At 58.3% G+C, this 15,605-nt stretch carries 12 protein-coding genes; 9 read left to right on the plus strand and 3 right to left on the minus strand.

The annotated features are described in order from the left end of the window. Positions 1-24: 24 nt before the first annotated feature. The 9 genes from ACR0E6_RS14485 to ACR0E6_RS14525 all read left to right on the plus strand — a co-directional run bounded on the left by ACR0E6_RS14485 (position 25) and on the right by ACR0E6_RS14525 (position 12,535). Positions 25-2,064 carry a dynamin family protein gene (locus tag ACR0E6_RS14485; RefSeq protein ID WP_480584584.1) on the plus strand — a complete coding sequence of 680 codons (2,040 nt, stop codon included), beginning with the start codon at positions 25-27 and terminating at the stop codon, positions 2,062-2,064. Beyond that, the gene (locus ACR0E6_RS14490) at positions 2,061-3,347 is read left to right on the plus strand and encodes a dynamin family protein (protein ID WP_480584586.1); all 1,287 of its coding nucleotides are present in this window, start codon (positions 2,061-2,063) and stop codon (positions 3,345-3,347) included. The genes ACR0E6_RS14485 and ACR0E6_RS14490 overlap by 4 nt, the downstream gene beginning before the upstream one ends. A gap of 339 nt (positions 3,348-3,686) precedes the next feature. Further along, entirely contained in the window at positions 3,687-5,840 is a 2,154-nt protein-coding gene (locus ACR0E6_RS14495) for a serine/threonine protein kinase (protein WP_170453754.1), read from the plus strand. Between the two features lie 208 nt (positions 5,841-6,048). Then, positions 6,049-7,089, plus strand: coding sequence for an FHA domain-containing protein (locus ACR0E6_RS14500; protein WP_480584588.1), 1,041 nt, complete (start codon positions 6,049-6,051; stop codon positions 7,087-7,089). 3 nt (positions 7,090-7,092) lie between these two features. Further along, entirely contained in the window at positions 7,093-7,878 is a 786-nt protein-coding gene (locus ACR0E6_RS14505; RefSeq protein WP_480584590.1) for a PP2C family protein-serine/threonine phosphatase, read from the plus strand. A 20-nt stretch (positions 7,879-7,898) separates the two neighbouring features. Further along, positions 7,899-9,161 (plus strand): type 2 periplasmic-binding domain-containing protein, encoded by a 1,263-nt coding sequence (locus ACR0E6_RS14510; protein ID WP_480584592.1) that lies wholly within the window; start codon positions 7,899-7,901, stop codon positions 9,159-9,161. Positions 9,162-9,205: 44 nt separating this feature from the next. After that, a complete protein-coding gene (locus ACR0E6_RS14515) occupies positions 9,206-10,312 on the plus strand; it encodes a transporter substrate-binding domain-containing protein (RefSeq protein WP_170453758.1) in 1,107 nt (368 codons plus the stop codon). Positions 10,313-10,907: 595 nt separating this feature from the next. Beyond that, entirely contained in the window at positions 10,908-11,879 is a 972-nt protein-coding gene (locus ACR0E6_RS14520) for an ATP-grasp domain-containing protein (protein ID WP_170453759.1), read from the plus strand. Beyond that, positions 11,879-12,535 carry an HAD family hydrolase gene (locus tag ACR0E6_RS14525; protein ID WP_480584594.1) on the plus strand — a complete coding sequence of 219 codons (657 nt, stop codon included), beginning with the start codon at positions 11,879-11,881 and terminating at the stop codon, positions 12,533-12,535. Before ACR0E6_RS14520 ends, ACR0E6_RS14525 begins: the two co-directional genes overlap by 1 nt. On the opposite strand, the gene ACR0E6_RS14530 is transcribed toward ACR0E6_RS14525, so the two are convergent. The 3 genes from ACR0E6_RS14530 to ACR0E6_RS14540 are packed head-to-tail and all read right to left on the minus strand — an operon-like array spanning position 12,505 to position 15,604. Next, positions 12,505-13,617, minus strand: coding sequence for a glycosyltransferase family 4 protein (locus ACR0E6_RS14530; RefSeq protein ID WP_480584596.1), 1,113 nt, complete (start codon positions 13,615-13,617; stop codon positions 12,505-12,507). The two genes, ACR0E6_RS14525 and ACR0E6_RS14530, sit on opposite strands and share 31 nt — an antisense overlap. A gap of 5 nt (positions 13,618-13,622) precedes the next feature. Next, positions 13,623-14,645, minus strand: a complete 1,023-nt coding sequence (locus tag ACR0E6_RS14535) for a glycosyltransferase family 2 protein (protein ID WP_170522875.1) — start codon at positions 14,643-14,645, stop codon at positions 13,623-13,625. Then, the gene (locus ACR0E6_RS14540) at positions 14,642-15,604 is read right to left on the minus strand and encodes an NAD-dependent epimerase/dehydratase family protein (RefSeq protein ID WP_480584598.1); all 963 of its coding nucleotides are present in this window, start codon (positions 15,602-15,604) and stop codon (positions 14,642-14,644) included. The genes ACR0E6_RS14535 and ACR0E6_RS14540 overlap by 4 nt, the downstream gene beginning before the upstream one ends. Between the last annotated feature and the right edge of the window lies 1 nt (position 15,605).

Genomic DNA, 15,605 nt, shown 5'->3' on the forward strand with positions numbered 1-15,605 from the left:
TGTAGTTTTATCAGGGTAACGAGTATGAGTGAATCCAATCGTCGCGAGTTAATCCGCATAGCCGAGGACATGAATGAGACGAGCCATGACGAGACCCGTCAGTTCATCTCGCGCATTGTCGGCGATCTGTCCAATCTGAAACCGTCGATTGCCTTTGTCGGGCAGATCAAGGCGGGCAAATCCCGTTTGATCAACGGGTTCACCGGGCAGGCCGAATATCTGCCCTCGGATGTGAACCCGTGGACCACGGTGATCACGGATATGCACTTTGGCCACCCCTCGGGCCGGACCGAAGGGGCCGAGTTTCATTTCTTCGACAACCACCAGTGGCAATCGCTGATCGCCGAGGGTGAAGAATTGCGCAACATGTTCCCCGATGACGAGGACAGCTATAAGCGCGAGATGATCGAAGAGCAGGTCGAGGCGATGAAAACCCGCGCGCAGCGGCGTCTTGGCGACAGCTACGAACAGCTTTTGGGCCAGCATCACGATCTGGAAGAGCTGACCTCGGACGATCTGGCGCGCTATGTCTGCGCCGGAGATGACCCGACCGAGGATGGCCCGTTGGATCCCGGCAGCGACCGGGGTCTTTACAGCGACATCACCCGCAAGGCCGAGGTTTATTTTGATATCGGTCACTTTCCTTTCCCACTCACGGTGACGGACACGCCGGGGGTCAACGACCCGCTGTTGATCCGCGAAGAAATCTCGCGCCAGTACCTCAAGGAATCCGATTTCTTTGTGGTGGTTCTGTCGGCGCATCAGGCCCTGTCGCGTGCCGATCTGAAACTGTTCCGCCTGATGCAGGCGTTGGAGCTTGGGCAGATCGTGGTCTTTATCAACCGCGTGGATGAACTGGGCGGGGGTGCCGGGGATGCTACTAAGGTCCGTGCCGACGTTCTGGACGGGTTGGAACAGGCGCTTGGAAACTCGAATATCGACGTGCTGATGGGCAGCGCACAATGGGCGCACTACGCGCTGACGGGCGATGAAACCGGCGTCAACCACGATGACGTTCTGGCCTGGCTGCGCGCACATCCCGAGCAGATGCGGCAGTATCTGGACGGGGTGGAAGAGATCAAGCAAGGCCCCGGCCCGATCAGCCGCGAGGCTGTCTTGCGCTTTGCGGCCATGATCGCATCGGGCCTGCCGGACCTGCGCCGTCACGTGACGCAAGCGTTGATCGACGGGCCGCGGGATGAGCAATTGCGCATGGCGTGGCAGCACCTGAACAGCTTTGCGCAGGGCGAGTTCGAACGCTCGCAGGCGCATCTGCGCGCGCTTGAGGACGAAACCGGCAATGCGACGGCCAGCGCGGATGAAAACGACAAAACTCTTGGCGAACTGCGCGGTCTCATCGCAGAAAAAACACAGGACATTACCCGCGACATGGACGACATCCTGTCCAACTTGCGTGGCGTGATGGATGATACCGTGGCCGAGGCGGTCTCGGTCGTTGTGCGTGGTCCCGAGGGTAAATCGCCCTTGCTGGCCAAAGGCGATACCGAGCTGAACTTTACGCCCCTGCGCGACCGGATGCGGGAACTGGTTCAGGGGGCCTCGCAAGTGGTGCGTCAACGGATGCTCAGTGAGCTTTATGCCATCGACATGCGGTGCAACGCGGCGCTGCGCGCTTTGCCCGGTTGGCAGGAGCCGGTCGACAATCGCATGAACACCAGTGCCGTGCGTTGGTTCCGCCCGGACACAACCGCGCTGACCCGTGGCATCACGGTTGAGTTGCGTGTAAACTGGTTGTCGCGCCTGATCTCGCGCAACAGCGTCGTGTCACGGGCCGAGCGGATGATTGTGCAAGAGTTCGAACTGATCGGCGACGATCTGATCGACACCACGCGGGACGATTTGCTGGAACGGCTGAATACCGTGCTGGATCACTACCTGGCCCTGTTGGCCGGGCATCTTGAACACAGAAGCGGCGCAGGTGAAACCAATGCCGTTGCCGAGGCGCAAACAGCCTTTGACCGGGCGCGGCGCATCAGGGATGAGCTGGAGACCATCTTTGGACCCGGCCATTCGGAAGAAAGACAGGCAGAGGCTGCGGAATGATCGACTTTCCCGGAACCGAACAGGAAGTGCGCCAGCTTGAGCGCTTTCTGACCGCGACAGAAAACATGGAGCCCGACGCCGCGTTGGAAGATATGCGCGCGCGCGCCCTGGCCCATGCTGAACGTCTGTCAAACGCGGTCAATATCGGTTTCGCGGGGGAGTTCGGGGCGGGTAAATCCAGCCTCGCCAATATGCTGGCCGGTGCGGATATTCTGCCCACGGGGCCGCAGCACCTGAAGCTGCCGCTGGTGATCGTCGCCTATGCCGACGCGCCCGAGACAACCGTTGGATGGTGGGACAGGCAGCCCAAAACCTACTCCGGCATCGCGCTGGAAAAGGCAGCGGCGGATGAGCCTGATTTCATCTCGGTTGGGCTGAACACCCCTGCCCTTCGGGAAATCTCACTGTTTGATCTGCCCGGATCGGGCGCTTTGGATGATACGTACAAGCAAACGCTCGAATTGCTGAAATTCGTGGACTGCGCGATCTGGTGCACCAACGGAACCAACGCCTGGCGCGAGACCGAGCGTCATTTGTGGGCACAGGTTCCCGCCGAGCTGCGCGACAATAGCCTGCTTGCCGTGACCCATGCCGACCTGCCGCCCGTGCGCGATGCGCTGGACCGGGTTTTGGCGCGGTTGAACAAGGACAAGGACGGCCTGTTCCGCGCGGTTGTTCCGATTGGCACCCCGGTCGCGGTCCGCGCCATGGCGCAGGAGCCCGAGCCAGACTTTGACCTGTGGGAAACCTGTGGTGGTCAGAATCTGGCCGAACAGGTTCTTGAGGCTGCCTCGGACCGACGCAAACACGACCTGAACGCTGCACGCGAAGATCTGAAACGGGACTTTCTGCCTTATCTCGAAGCCCTGCAAGGCCCCGATGCCGAGCCTGAACAGTCTGACGCGCCATCGATGCAAGCGACGCTGGGCTCTGCCCTGCCGCCCTTGAACAATCCGATTCTGGAAGATTGGCTGGCGGCAATTGCCAGCATCTATGAGGACCTGCGCGATTCCTCATCAATCGAACCTGCGGCCTTTCTGCAAAGCTGTCAGGAAATCGTCGAAGATTTCGCCGAACGGTTGGAGCAAGGCGGTGAAATCGACCCCGAGGCTGACTGGATTCCGGCCGAGTTCGAAAAGGCCACGGACCTGCTGCTGTTGCTGCAATTCGAAAGTGGCGATGCGCCGTTGAAGGATGCGATCAGCATTCTGGTACAGCTGGGCGATAACCTCGCCTGGGCTGGCAGCACGGTTGCTGCGGCGCAGCCAAAAACCGGAACCTGAGCCGTTCTCGCATAGATTGAGCTGCATTGCGGCGATTCGAAAACAGCGAAAACCGATTCTTAATTGTTTCGAAATCGTAGACCAAGCGTCTCAAATCGGGGCGTCAGTTTTCATGTTTCTTAGCCATAGAGACAACATATTGTGTTGGGAGATAGTGAGGCGTCTAAATATAGACATCACACAAAAACGATCCATAGTGAAGCCATCAGGCGGCCCCAATAAAGTCAAATTTGAAACGTCTAACCGTTCTCAAGTGTCCTGCGGTTGTTTTTGGTTGTGAGTTCGTGGGCGATTTGCCCGGTTATTGTACCGCAAAACGAGTAGAACGGGCGGAATGAAATGAGCCACAACCAGGCGGTCGGTGCATCGCACGACGAACCTCAGATCGAAGGACTTCAACCCGGCGCAAAGCTTTTGCGCGGGCAGTATGAAATCCTGAAATATCTCAGCAATGGTGGATTTGGAATCACCTATCTGGCGCGCGACAGCCTGGAGCGTGACGTGGTGATCAAAGAGTGTTTTCCCGGTGCCCTGTGCCGCCGTAACGGTGATCTGGTGGCGCCGAACGATCCGGCATACAAAGACGACCTGCGCGCCATCATCGACCTGTTCATTCAGGAAGCCCGCAACCACGCGCGGCTTGTGCATCCCAATATCGTCGATGTGCATCAGGTGTTCGAAGACAACGACACCGCCTATATCGCGATGGACCTGATCCGGGGGTGTGACCTGCTGGATTACGTCGAGAACCCCGAAAACGAAAGCGGCCCGGACTTTATCGTTCAGGTGACCGAAAAGATGCTGTCGGCGGTGTCGTTCATTCACCAAAGCGGGATGCTGCACCGGGATATTTCGCCGGACAACATACTGATTGACGAAAATGGCGACCCGGTTCTGATCGACTTTGGCGCTGCACGGGAACAGGCGGCCAACAAGTCCGCGGCGCTGCTGACCTTGCGGGTGATCAAGGACGGATACTCTCCGCACGAGTTCTACGTGCGCGGGGCCGAGCAAGGCCCAAGCAGCGACCTCTATGTTCTGGCCGCGACCTTGTATCACGCGATCAGCGGAGAGCGCCCGATTGATGGCCAATCCCGCCTGAACGCCTTCAACAATGGGCAGGATGATCCCTACGCGCCGCTGGCCGGTCGGTTTGACGGCTACCCCGAAGGGTTCCTTGAGGCCATCGACAAGGCGATGGAGGTTCACGCTACCGACCGCCTGCAAAGCGCTCTGGACTGGTTGCGGATGTTCCGTGGCCCCGGCGTGATGTTCGATACGTTTGCCTACCGCCCGGTTTCGGTCATCGTCGGGATGGATCGCACGGATAAAGAGGCGGAAAAAGCCCGGATCAAGGCCGAGACCGAAAATGCCGAAGCGGTCGTGACGGCGCTGCTGGCTGGAAACGCCGATATTGCGCTGGGGAACGAAGACAAAAAAGACGATGAACGGGCCAAGTTCGCCGCAAAAGAAGACACTCCGGTCGCGGTGGACACCGTGGTTCAGAGCGGGTCTGGCGGCAGCGGCAAGCTGTTGGCCGGTGTGGCTGTGGTTGCATTGGCAGTTGCCGCGGGTGGCTTCTTTGTCTTGTCGGGTGGCGACAAAGCGGATGACACGCAAACTGCGTCGGTGGTTGCCACAGATGCACAGCCAGCAGTGGTTGAGTCTGAACCCGCCGAGGAAACGGTTGTAGAAACACCCGAAGCCGCCTCCGAAACGGTGGCCACACCTGCACCAGAAGAAATTTCAGAGCCGCCTGTCGAGCAGGCAAGTTCCGACGCTGCGGAAGCGGCTGCCACAGAAGCAGCCGCCGCAGAACCGGACGCGGCGGTCAATGATCCGGCCCCCGCCGAGACCGCTGTTGCGGAACCGGCTGGTCCGGTGGATCTGGCCGAGAACCAGATCGCATTCTCGCATTGGGATGTGGATATTCCTTTCTCGATCTCGCGCCGCCGCGCGTCGACCGGGCATACGTTTTCGATAACCGGCGTTGATCAGAATCAGGACATGTCGGTCATCGGTGATTGGGTTCAGCGCGGTTCGACGATCTTTACGCTCAATGGCAGCCCGGTTCGGGGTGATGCGTCCTTTGCAACGCATGTTCTCGACAACCTCAATGTTGACCCGGACGGCTATATCCGTGTTGCGGCCCGGTATCGCCCCTTGGGTGAAACACGGGCGCAGAACGGTTTGTTGGCCCTGCCCGCCATCCGCTCGGTCGGATTGGAAAACGGCTATATGTTCACAATCCGCAGCACGGGTGACGAGAGTTGGCAGACCGTTGTGTCAGACGTTCCAGCCGAGACTGCGGGCGACCTGCAGAAAGGCGATGTTCTGCTGAGCGAGGCGCAGGGTGGTGTCGCACTCAACGGCGCAGAGAGCCTGGACGAGTTGCTGGCCGCGCTTGTTGCCGAAGAAAAATCCCAGGCCCGTTTCACAGTGACACGAAACGGAAGTGAGACGGCCGCTGTGATGCCGCTATCGCAGGAGTGATCTGACCGGTTCGAATGTGATCTGCCAGTGTGTATTTGCTGAGGATGGCCGCCTTTCAGGCCATCCTGACGGGGACCGGCCCGCCGCAGAATGTAAGAGTTTTCCTGGTTTTTCAATATGATGAAAGCCGCTGTGCTGTCTTGCACAGAGGTATGTTGCAGCCCCCGGCACACATGTTGCGTGCCAAAAGATTGAAGGTGTCGACGCCATGTTCAAATACAAAAGCCCTCTTAGCCGGCTTCTCGAAGGCGCCGGCAAAGCCAAAGAAGACGAAGCCTCGGAAACCACGTCGGCAGCGGCCAGCGAAGATCCCATCGAGGAAAAGCAGGAACAGCCGATCGCAGATTTCAACGCCCTGCGTGCGGCGCTGGCTGGCGGGAATATGTCATCCGATTCCTATGAGGAAACGGATGAATTGATGCCGGAAGAAAAGATGCCGGACTTTGCTGAGGAAGATACCGCAGAGGTTGAGGAACCGGTTGAGCAGTCGATCTTCGTGGAAGACGAGGCCGAAACGGCTGACATGGGTGCAGAGGAAGAAACGCCCGCACCGGTCGCGGATGAGCAGATCGTGACCCTGCGCCTGACCACCGAAGACGCGGTTGAGCCAATCGAAGAAGCACCCTCTGAGCCGGAAGCGATTGCTGAGGAACCGGTGCAGACCCCCGTTGAGGAACCGGTCGCGGAAGAACCAGTGGCAGAGGTCGTTGAAACCCCCGCCCCGGTGGCTGAAGCCGCGCCTGAAGTGGCGCAGGAAGTTGAGGCGGCGCCACAGCCTGCCCCGGCACAGGATCGCCGTTCGCGCGTCAAGACCACGTTCCTTGGGTTCGAGCGTGCCGACACGCATGTTCAGGACCTGATGGAAACCGCTGAGCCGGTCGCTAAAGCCGAGGCCGCGCAAGAGACCTTCCCTGTCGGGTGGCTGGTTGTCACCTCTGGGCCCGGACGTGGGGCCAGCATCACCCTGACAGAAGGTCTGATGCAGATTGGCCGCAACGACGATCAGGCGATTCAGCTGGACTTTGGCGATACGGGGATTTCCCGCTCGAACCACGCGGTGATTGCCTATGATCCGGAAGATCGCAAATGCTATCTGGGCCATGGCGGCAAGGCCAACCTTGTGCGCCTGAACGGCAAACCGGTGCTAAGCACTGTGGCGCTGTCCAGCGGCGACCTGATCCGCATCAGCGAAACCTCGATCCGGTTTGCAGCCTTCTGCGACGATGGCTTTGACTGGCGGGATTCGTAATAGATGCTGGCGACTCCGGCATATGATATTGCGCTGATCCTGAACCAGGGTCAGCGAGACACGCAGGAAGATGCCGTGGCTGCACGGATGTTCGATGCGGTCGACGCGGGTTACATCGTGATCGCTGACGGCATGGGCGGTCATGAAGCGGGCGAGGTCGCCTCGGAGCTGGTAATCGCATCCTGGCGCGAGTCTCTGGATGCGGAGCTGAGCGGTGAAACCCTGGCCGAACCCGCAGCGGTTGATGCATTGCCCCTGGCTGCGATGCTGGCCAACACGGCGATTGCGAACCACAACGAAGAAAAAGGCGGCGGCTTCAATATGGGGTCAACGCTGCTGGGGGCGCTTTTCCTCGACCAGCGAATGTACTGGATTTCAATCGGTGACAGCCCGCTTTATCTGTTTCGGGAAGGTGTTCTGACACAGGTCAACGAAGACCATTCGATGGCCCCCGTGATCGATGCGCAAGTGGCCGAAGGGAAGCTGACCGAAGCGCAGGCGCTGTCCCATCCGGATCGCAATCAGCTGACGTCGGTTGTCATGGGTGGTGCGATCCCCAAGGTTGACTGCCCTGAAACGCCGCTGACGCTGAGCTCGGGCGATGTTGTGATCCTTGGCAGCGACGGGTTGCAGACCCTCTCGGACAGCGAAATCGAAGCTGTTCTGCGCGAACACAAAACCGCTTTGGCACAGGAAATCGCGGACGCCTTGCTGCGGGCCGTTCTGGCCAAGGCCAATCCAGATCAGGACAACCTGACAATCGCAATCGCGAAACCGACACGACCCTAACAGGCAAAGCAACAGGACCCATGAGAAAGCACCTAATCATATCAAGCCTTGCCCTTGCCGCCGCCACCGGCGCGGCCTCGGCGCAAGAGGCATGTTCGACCTACGAGATTCAGCGCGGCGACAGCCTGCGGGAACTGACGATCCAGGTCTATTCGACCGAGGATTTCCGCATCATTTACGATGCAAACCGCGATGTCATCGGGTCCAACCCCAACATCATCCGTGTCGGTGACGTTCTGACCCTGCCCTGCCTCGAAGAAGTCGGCCGTGCGGTTGCTCCGCCAGAAACCGAGGCGGAACGTCTGGCCGCCGAAATGGCATCGGAATTGGTGAAAGCCGCAGAAGAGCGTGCCGCAAAGGCGATTGCCGATGCCGAAGCCCGCGTTGCAGCGGCCGAGGCCGAAGCCAAGAAAGCCAGCGAAGACGCCGTTTCGGCGGCCAAAGCGTCGGCGGTGGAAGAGATTGAAGCGGCCCGCGCCGAAGGTGCTGCGTTGATCCGAGAGGCCCGGTCGGACGACCTCCCCGAGATCCGCGACAGGCAGATTCTGCTGATCACAGGCGGCAACTACGCGCCGTTCACCGACGAGGAATTGCCGAACCGTGGACTTTACACCCGTCTGGTCGAAACTGCGATGCTGCGCGCCGCGCCCGAGCAGGCGTATAAAATTCAGTTCGTCAACGACTGGTCCTCGCATCTGGACCTGCTGATGCCAACGCTGGCCTTTGACGGAACCTTCCCATGGTCGCGCCCCAATTGCGAAGAGGCGGCAGCCCTGTCTGAAAGCGACCGTGAACGCTGTGAGACCTACAATTTCTCGAACCCGTTCTACGAAGTTGTGGATACGTTCTTTGCCCTTGAAGGATCGGGCTACGAACAAACGCTGACCTATTCCGATTTCGCGGGCACGACCATCTGCCGCCCCGAAGGCTGGTCGCTGTCGCACATGGATGCGGTCAGCCTGTACGAGCCGGTCATCAGCCTGATGCGTCCCGTTTCGCCAGATGACTGTTTTCACGCGGTCATCGAAGGGCGCGCGGATATCGTCGCAATCGAAGCCCATCTGGCAGTCGAGGCAATCTCGCGGCTGGGCTACGAGCATCGCATCATCGAAAACCCCAACCTTGCGGCGATCAAGTCGCTTAACGTCATGACCCACAAAGATAATCCTGATGGGGAAGCGATCCTTGAGACGCTGAATCAGGGTCTGACAATCATGCAGCAATCCGGCGAATGGCGCGACATCGTGTCGTCTGCACTGCGGCATCAAATGGAAAATGGCTAAGGCCCCAAATGGCCTGACAAACGAATAGTCTGGAGGAAGTGGACATGTTTGAATTTAATCTGAAGAAAGTTGTAATGTCGGCCGGCGCCGTTACCGCGCTCAGCGCCGGTGCTGCCGCAGCACAAGAGGCCTGCACCAACTACACCGTTGCAGACGGCGACACGATGGCGACCATCGCGATTGCCGCCTATGGCACCTCGAACTATCAGCCGATCTTCAACGCGAACCGTAACATCATCAACAACCCCAACGCGCTTGAGCCTGGCCTGGTCCTTGCTCTGCCCTGTGAAGATGGCAGCCTGCCAAACGGCCAATCGGCGCAGGAAATCATCGCAGCGGAAGAACAGCGCGCGGCCAGCGTCAAGCGTTCGAACGTCTACGCCCCGCCGATTAAGATGGTTGCCGGTAACGGCTGGGAGCCGTTCACAACCGAGGCGCTGAGCGGCGGCGGCATCATGACCCGTCTGGCAACCACCAGCCTGCAGCGGGCTGGCAACAGCCGCGATTATTCGGTCAGCTTCGTAGACGACTGGAGCTCGCACCTGGAGACCCTGTTGCCGCTTGGGGCATTTGATATCTCGATCGCCTGGACCGTTCCGGATTGCACAAACCGCACATACGAATGGTCGGCTGAAACAACGGCGCGCTGCACCCAGTTTGTTGCGTCTGTTCCGGTCTACGACGTCGTCGGAGGCTTCTTCACTCTGCCCGAAAGCCAGTATGCAAGCGCGACGGATTTCAGTGATCTTGAAGGGTCCACCATTTGCCGGATGGCGGGTTGGAGCATGGTTGTTCTGGAAGAAGTTGGCTTGAACCGTGAGAACACAACCGTCGTTCAGCCCAGCTCTGCGCGTGAATGTCTGGATGCAGTTCTGACCGGCACCGCGGATGTGGCGGCGTTCGAAGTTGATCTGTTTGCATCTACCATGAACGACATGGGCCTGACCTCGGCTGACATCATTGAAAACCCATATGTTTCGACCCTGTCGTCGATGAGCTTCCTGGCGCACCGCACCAACCCGTTCGCGCGCGAATACATTGCGATGATGAACAAGGGTCTGAACGAAATGCGCGAGTCCGGCGAATGGTACGCGATCATTTCGGACTCGCTGCGCGAGCAGAACGAAAAACTGAACGCAGCTTCGAACTGATCCCTCGGTTCAGCTGAACTCACTGGGCCGGTCCTGTGACCGGCCCTTTTTTGTTTTGGAATCCCGGTCGTGCCCGCCGAATTCCAGGCCATTCCGATCGTGCAAGTGGATGGTCACAGCCAATGCCCAGCGATCTTGCGTGCCGTCCTGCGCAGGCAAGTGTACAAAAGCCATGAATGAGTGTTTTTGGTGCCGGAAAGGCAAATGGCCAGCACCCCAAATGCTGGCCATTCAACGAGTGAGTGATTTAGCCTTGCGGCCTCACCGGTTGTAAAACTTTGTTGTCTTCAAATTACACAGATAAACCCTGCACGAGAATTAGGGGAATCCCGTAGAAACGGTAAAATTCTAGTCAAGTGCTTGTTTATGTGCGCATTTAAGTCGGTTCTTTGGCCGATCTGCACTGTGTTTCGCGGTTATCTAAGCCTATTGGCCGGTTTGGTACATGCCGGCGGGGTGGCGGGATGTTTCGACGGTTGATCACAACCGCACGGGGGCAAAATAATTCGCCTCAACGGCGCGATGAGCGTTCACAGAATTACCTTAACCATGTAACTGTAGGTCTGCGTAGTTGTTTGATATTTTATAGGTAAACATGGCTCGTCGCGCCTTGAAACTTCTTCTTTGTTCCGCTGGTCGTCGCGTTGGATTGCTTAACTGCTTTCGTGCGGCCGCCGAACGCCTTGAATGTGATCTCGAAATTCTTGCATGTGATTTGAACCCGGATGAAAGCGCCGCCTGCGCTTTGGCTGATCAGGCGTTTGCAGTGCCAAGAACCGACGATCCCGGTTACATCCCTGCTGTTTTACAGATCGTGCGCGATCATGGTGTGGATTTGGTGGTCCCCACGATCGATCCCGAACTGTTGCCCCTGTCCGTGGCGCTGGACGAATTCGCCGCCGCAGGCGCGCATGTCCATGTCTCGCCCCCGAATGTGATCGAGGTTGTTCGGGACAAGCATCAAACCTCTGCCGTTCTGGCAGCGGCCGGAGTGCCCGTTCCGCGCACATTGGATCACGCGGGAGTTCTTGAAAATCCAGACGGTGTGTCCTGGCCAGCATTCGCGAAACCAAGCGGTGGCAGCGCCAGCCGCGGGCTTCAGGTTTTCAATTCGATAGACGAAGTTCCCGCCGTTTTCCCCGAACCCATGATCTTTCAGGACAATCTGAGCGGACCGGAATACACGATTAACATGTTTGTCGATCAGGAAGGCCGCCTGCAAACGGTGATACCGCACAAACGGATCCAGATCAGGGCGGGCGAGGTCGAAAAGGGCCGCACGGAACGCCGCGCTGACCTGCACAAAATTGCCGAGGGGATTGTGCACGCGCTGCCCGACCTGCGAGGGGTGGCGTGCTTTCAGATCATTGACGACCCGAAACTGGGGCCATGCGTCATCGAAATAAACGCGCGTTTTGGGGGTGGATACCCGCTGGCAGACCATGCAGGCGCGCCGTTTGCGCAATGGCTGCTGGAAGAGGTGGGCGGATTGCCATCGTCCCCCCATAACGATTGGCGCGACGGGGTGCGCATGATGCGGTATGACAGCGCCGTGTATATCGATTGATGCTGGTTTTTGATCTGGACGATACCCTGTATCTTGAACGCGATTTTGCGTTCAGCGGGTTTGCGCATCTCGAACGTTGGGTCGCAGAACATTACGGCGTTTCAGGATTTGGACCTGCCTGTCAGAATATCTTTACAACCGGAGACAGGCGGAAAATCTTCAATACCGCCTGCGCTTTGCTCGGGCTGCCGGATAGTCCGGACTTCATTGATCGACTGGTGCAGGAATACCGGCTGCACGTTCCAAAAATTCAGCTTAGCCCGGACGTGGAACGGTTTCTGAATGCCGCAAGCCATCCGATGGGGTTGATCACCGATGGGCCGGCGCGGATGCAGCGCAACAAGATCGCCGCGCTGGGGTTGGAAACGCATATCGCGCATATTCGCCCCACCGGTGCTTGGCCCGAGGGGTTTGGAAAACCGCATCCCCGCGCATTTGAAGAAATGGAAAGCCTGGCCCCCGGCGGGTCAAAAATGGTCTATGTCGCGGATAATCCGGCCAAAGACTTCGTGACGCCGAACGCGATGGGATGGCAAACGGTGCAGGTTTTGCGGGCCGGAGCCGTTCACGATCCCAACCCACCGGACCAGGCCCATGCCGCGCAGGTAAGGATCATTGACTTCGATCAGTTGCCGGACGTTATCGAGTTTTCCTGAAACATCGAGTGGCTTGGAACAATTTGATCGATCACCTGATCCCAGTCACTCAGCACCCGAGAGGGTTTCAGCCAGTACCGGTTTTCCACCGCAGATTGCCGCATTTTCGCAAGGCTTTCATTGTCCGTCAGCAGCCCTGCCACAGCGTTCGCCAACGCCGGAGTGTCCTCCGGAGCAACGAGGATACCGTTCTCTCCGTCCCGGACAATCTCTCGCGGGCCGTAGGCGCAATCGAAGGCCACAACCGGCAAGCCGGAAACGGTTGCCTCGGCAACCACATTGGGAAACCCTTCGAACCGCGACGGGAACACCAGCACATCTGCGTCCTGCATCCACGCGCCGGGTCGCGCGCTTGATCCGGGCAATTGAACACGGTCGGTCAGACCCAGCCGTTGAACCTGACGCTCAAGCTCATCGCGTTTTGGGCCATCACCAAAAATCGTCAATTTGGCGTCAGGCACCCGGCTGATGATTTCGGGCATGGCATCCAGCAACAGGTCAAACCCCTTTTGCCATTCCAACCGGCCCACGGCGACCAAATTTGTGGCCCCCTCCCCCAACGTGACATCCAAAAAAGGTGCGCAAGGATTGGGAATGACATGCGTGTGATTCGCCAGAGCGTCAGGTAAATCCTGACGGGCGCGCTCGGTTTGCATCACGATGGCCGTGGCCGAGCGGGCCAGCGTATTGAACCCTTTCAACCAGATCGGATGGGCGTGCTGCGCTTGCGGATTGTTACGCTCTGACACCAAAATGGGGACGTTCAAACCCGTGTTTGCCAACAGGGTCAGCACGTTGATCTTGGTCAGGAACGACATAATCAGATCGGGTTGCACCTGCCGTACAGTCTGCCGGATATGAAGCAATCGCCGAAATTGCACCAGCTTTGAGAATCCGTCGCCGGGGTGAATAACATGCAGGTTCGTCGCCTCGGGGTAGTCGAAATACGAACTGTTGTCGGGGGTTGCCATCCCGACGATATGCACCTCATCCCCAAGGCTCAACCGATGCTCGGCGATCATCGCGATGTTCTTTTCCGCCCCACCTGCACCAAAACCGCCTTGAACCATTAACAACTTCATGGGGGTTACTCGGCCGCGTTGTGCAGACGGCCACTTATTCCGCTATCTGGCAAATCTGCGTGTTGCGATTGGGTGTCCGGGATGGTGTGTAACGGATGGGGCGCGTTCACCTCTTTCTCGATCAACGGACGGTTCAGGTCTTTGGATTGAAGGAAGATCCGGCCGATATATTCGCCCAGGATCCCAAGGAACATGGCGTTCAGGGTCATCGACAACAGCAACAGGATCGTTGTCGTCGCAAAGCCGCCGGGCCAATCCTGCCCGAAAAACAGCTTCCCGATGATGTAGCCCATCATCAGCAAAAAGGTCATCAGGCCCACGGTCAGGCTGATCATCGAGGCCAGTCGCAACGGCAGCAGCGAATGGTTGATCAACCCGTCAATGGCCAGCGACAGCATTGCCTTGAACGGAAACTTTGACTCGCCTGCGGTCCGGGCATCGCGATCATATTCAAACCCGACCTGCTGAAATCCCATGCCGCTGATCAATCCGCGCACATAGGGCGAGCGGTCGTCTACAAGGCGCAGTTCGTCCAGAATGCGGCGATCCGTCAGGCGGAACTCACCCGCGTTTCTGGGTAGATCGTCATTGCTGATCATGTCGATCAACGCATAGAAACCCCGCCGGGCCGCGGCCACAATCGGACCGTCGGGCAGGCTGCGGCGAATGCCATAGACGACGTGATTGCCCTGCCGCCACAAGTCCAACATCATCGGGATCAATTCGGGCGGGTCCTGCATGTCGCAATCCAGCTGAATCGAACATGCGCCGTTGGCAGACCGATACGCAGTCAGAACCGACGATTGATACCCCATGTTTCGGGCAAAGCGGATTACACGGACCCGGTGATCCTCGGCTGCGATCTCGGACAGAATGTCAAAGGTGCGGTCCGTCGAATGGTTGTCGGTGAAGATGATCTCGGGCTCGTAATCGGGCAGATTGTCGAAGACGTTGACAACCCGGTCATAGGCCGTTTTGACGTTGTCTTCCTCATTCAAGGCCGGAATTAGAATGGATACCAGTGTCATGCGCGCGCTCCCGCCGTCGCTGATGATGCTTTAAACTGCTTTGCCCATTGAAAAGTGCGTGTCAGGCCGTCCAACAGTGAAATCGCGGGTTGCCAACCATATCGCGCCTTCATCTGGCTTGCGTCGGGCAACAGGACATTTGGCTCATCAACCGGTGCATCGCATTTTAGCATGCTTTCACCGGCTCCGGCCAAAGTTCTTAGATGCTGAACCACCTCTGACATCTCGGGCGCATGGCCCGTGCACAGGTTGATGACCGGGCCCGCCTTTTCAGGGGCGTCTGCGATTTCCATCAGGCCCTGAACGACGTCATCCACATGGATTAGATCCCGCCTGTCATGGGGCCGCCGAAGGTGAACGGGTCTGTTGCAGAGCAGGTTTTCAATAACCTGAGGGATCAGAAAGTCTTCGGATTGTCCCGGCCCGTAGGTCAAAGCCAGACGTGTGGTTACGGCGACAAAGGGCAATCTGGGTGCCGCCATCTCAAGGTATTTTGTGCCCGCTAAAAGAGATGTTCCGTACGCGTTTATGGGATGTTCCCGCTCTGTTTCTACAAAAGGCAGGGGAACATCACCGTATTCTGCGATGGTACCGGTTCGGACAAAGGCCCGAGGCGGCGACGCACAGGTCGCGGCCGCCTTGATCAGACGGGTCAAACTCTTGAGGTTTTCGTCGATGCTCTGATCCAGGTCCGAAAGGTCTGGCGCGTTCGAAAACCGTGTTCGTGCCGCTGTGTGAAACACCGTGTCCGGAGCAAAATCCTGAAAGCAATCGCGCAGCGCGTTCTCGTCAGAATAGGCGCAGCGATATGTCGCAACGTCTGACACAGCGGTCCCGAGACGACCGAGCGATGATCCCGGTCGTGTCAGGATCGCAACCTCATCCCCCCGGTCCAGACAGGCCCGAGTGAGGTGCGATCCGATGAACCCTGATGCGCCTGTTATGAGGACACGTGCCATC

The organism is Ruegeria sp. AP12 (genome assembly GCF_056540025.1).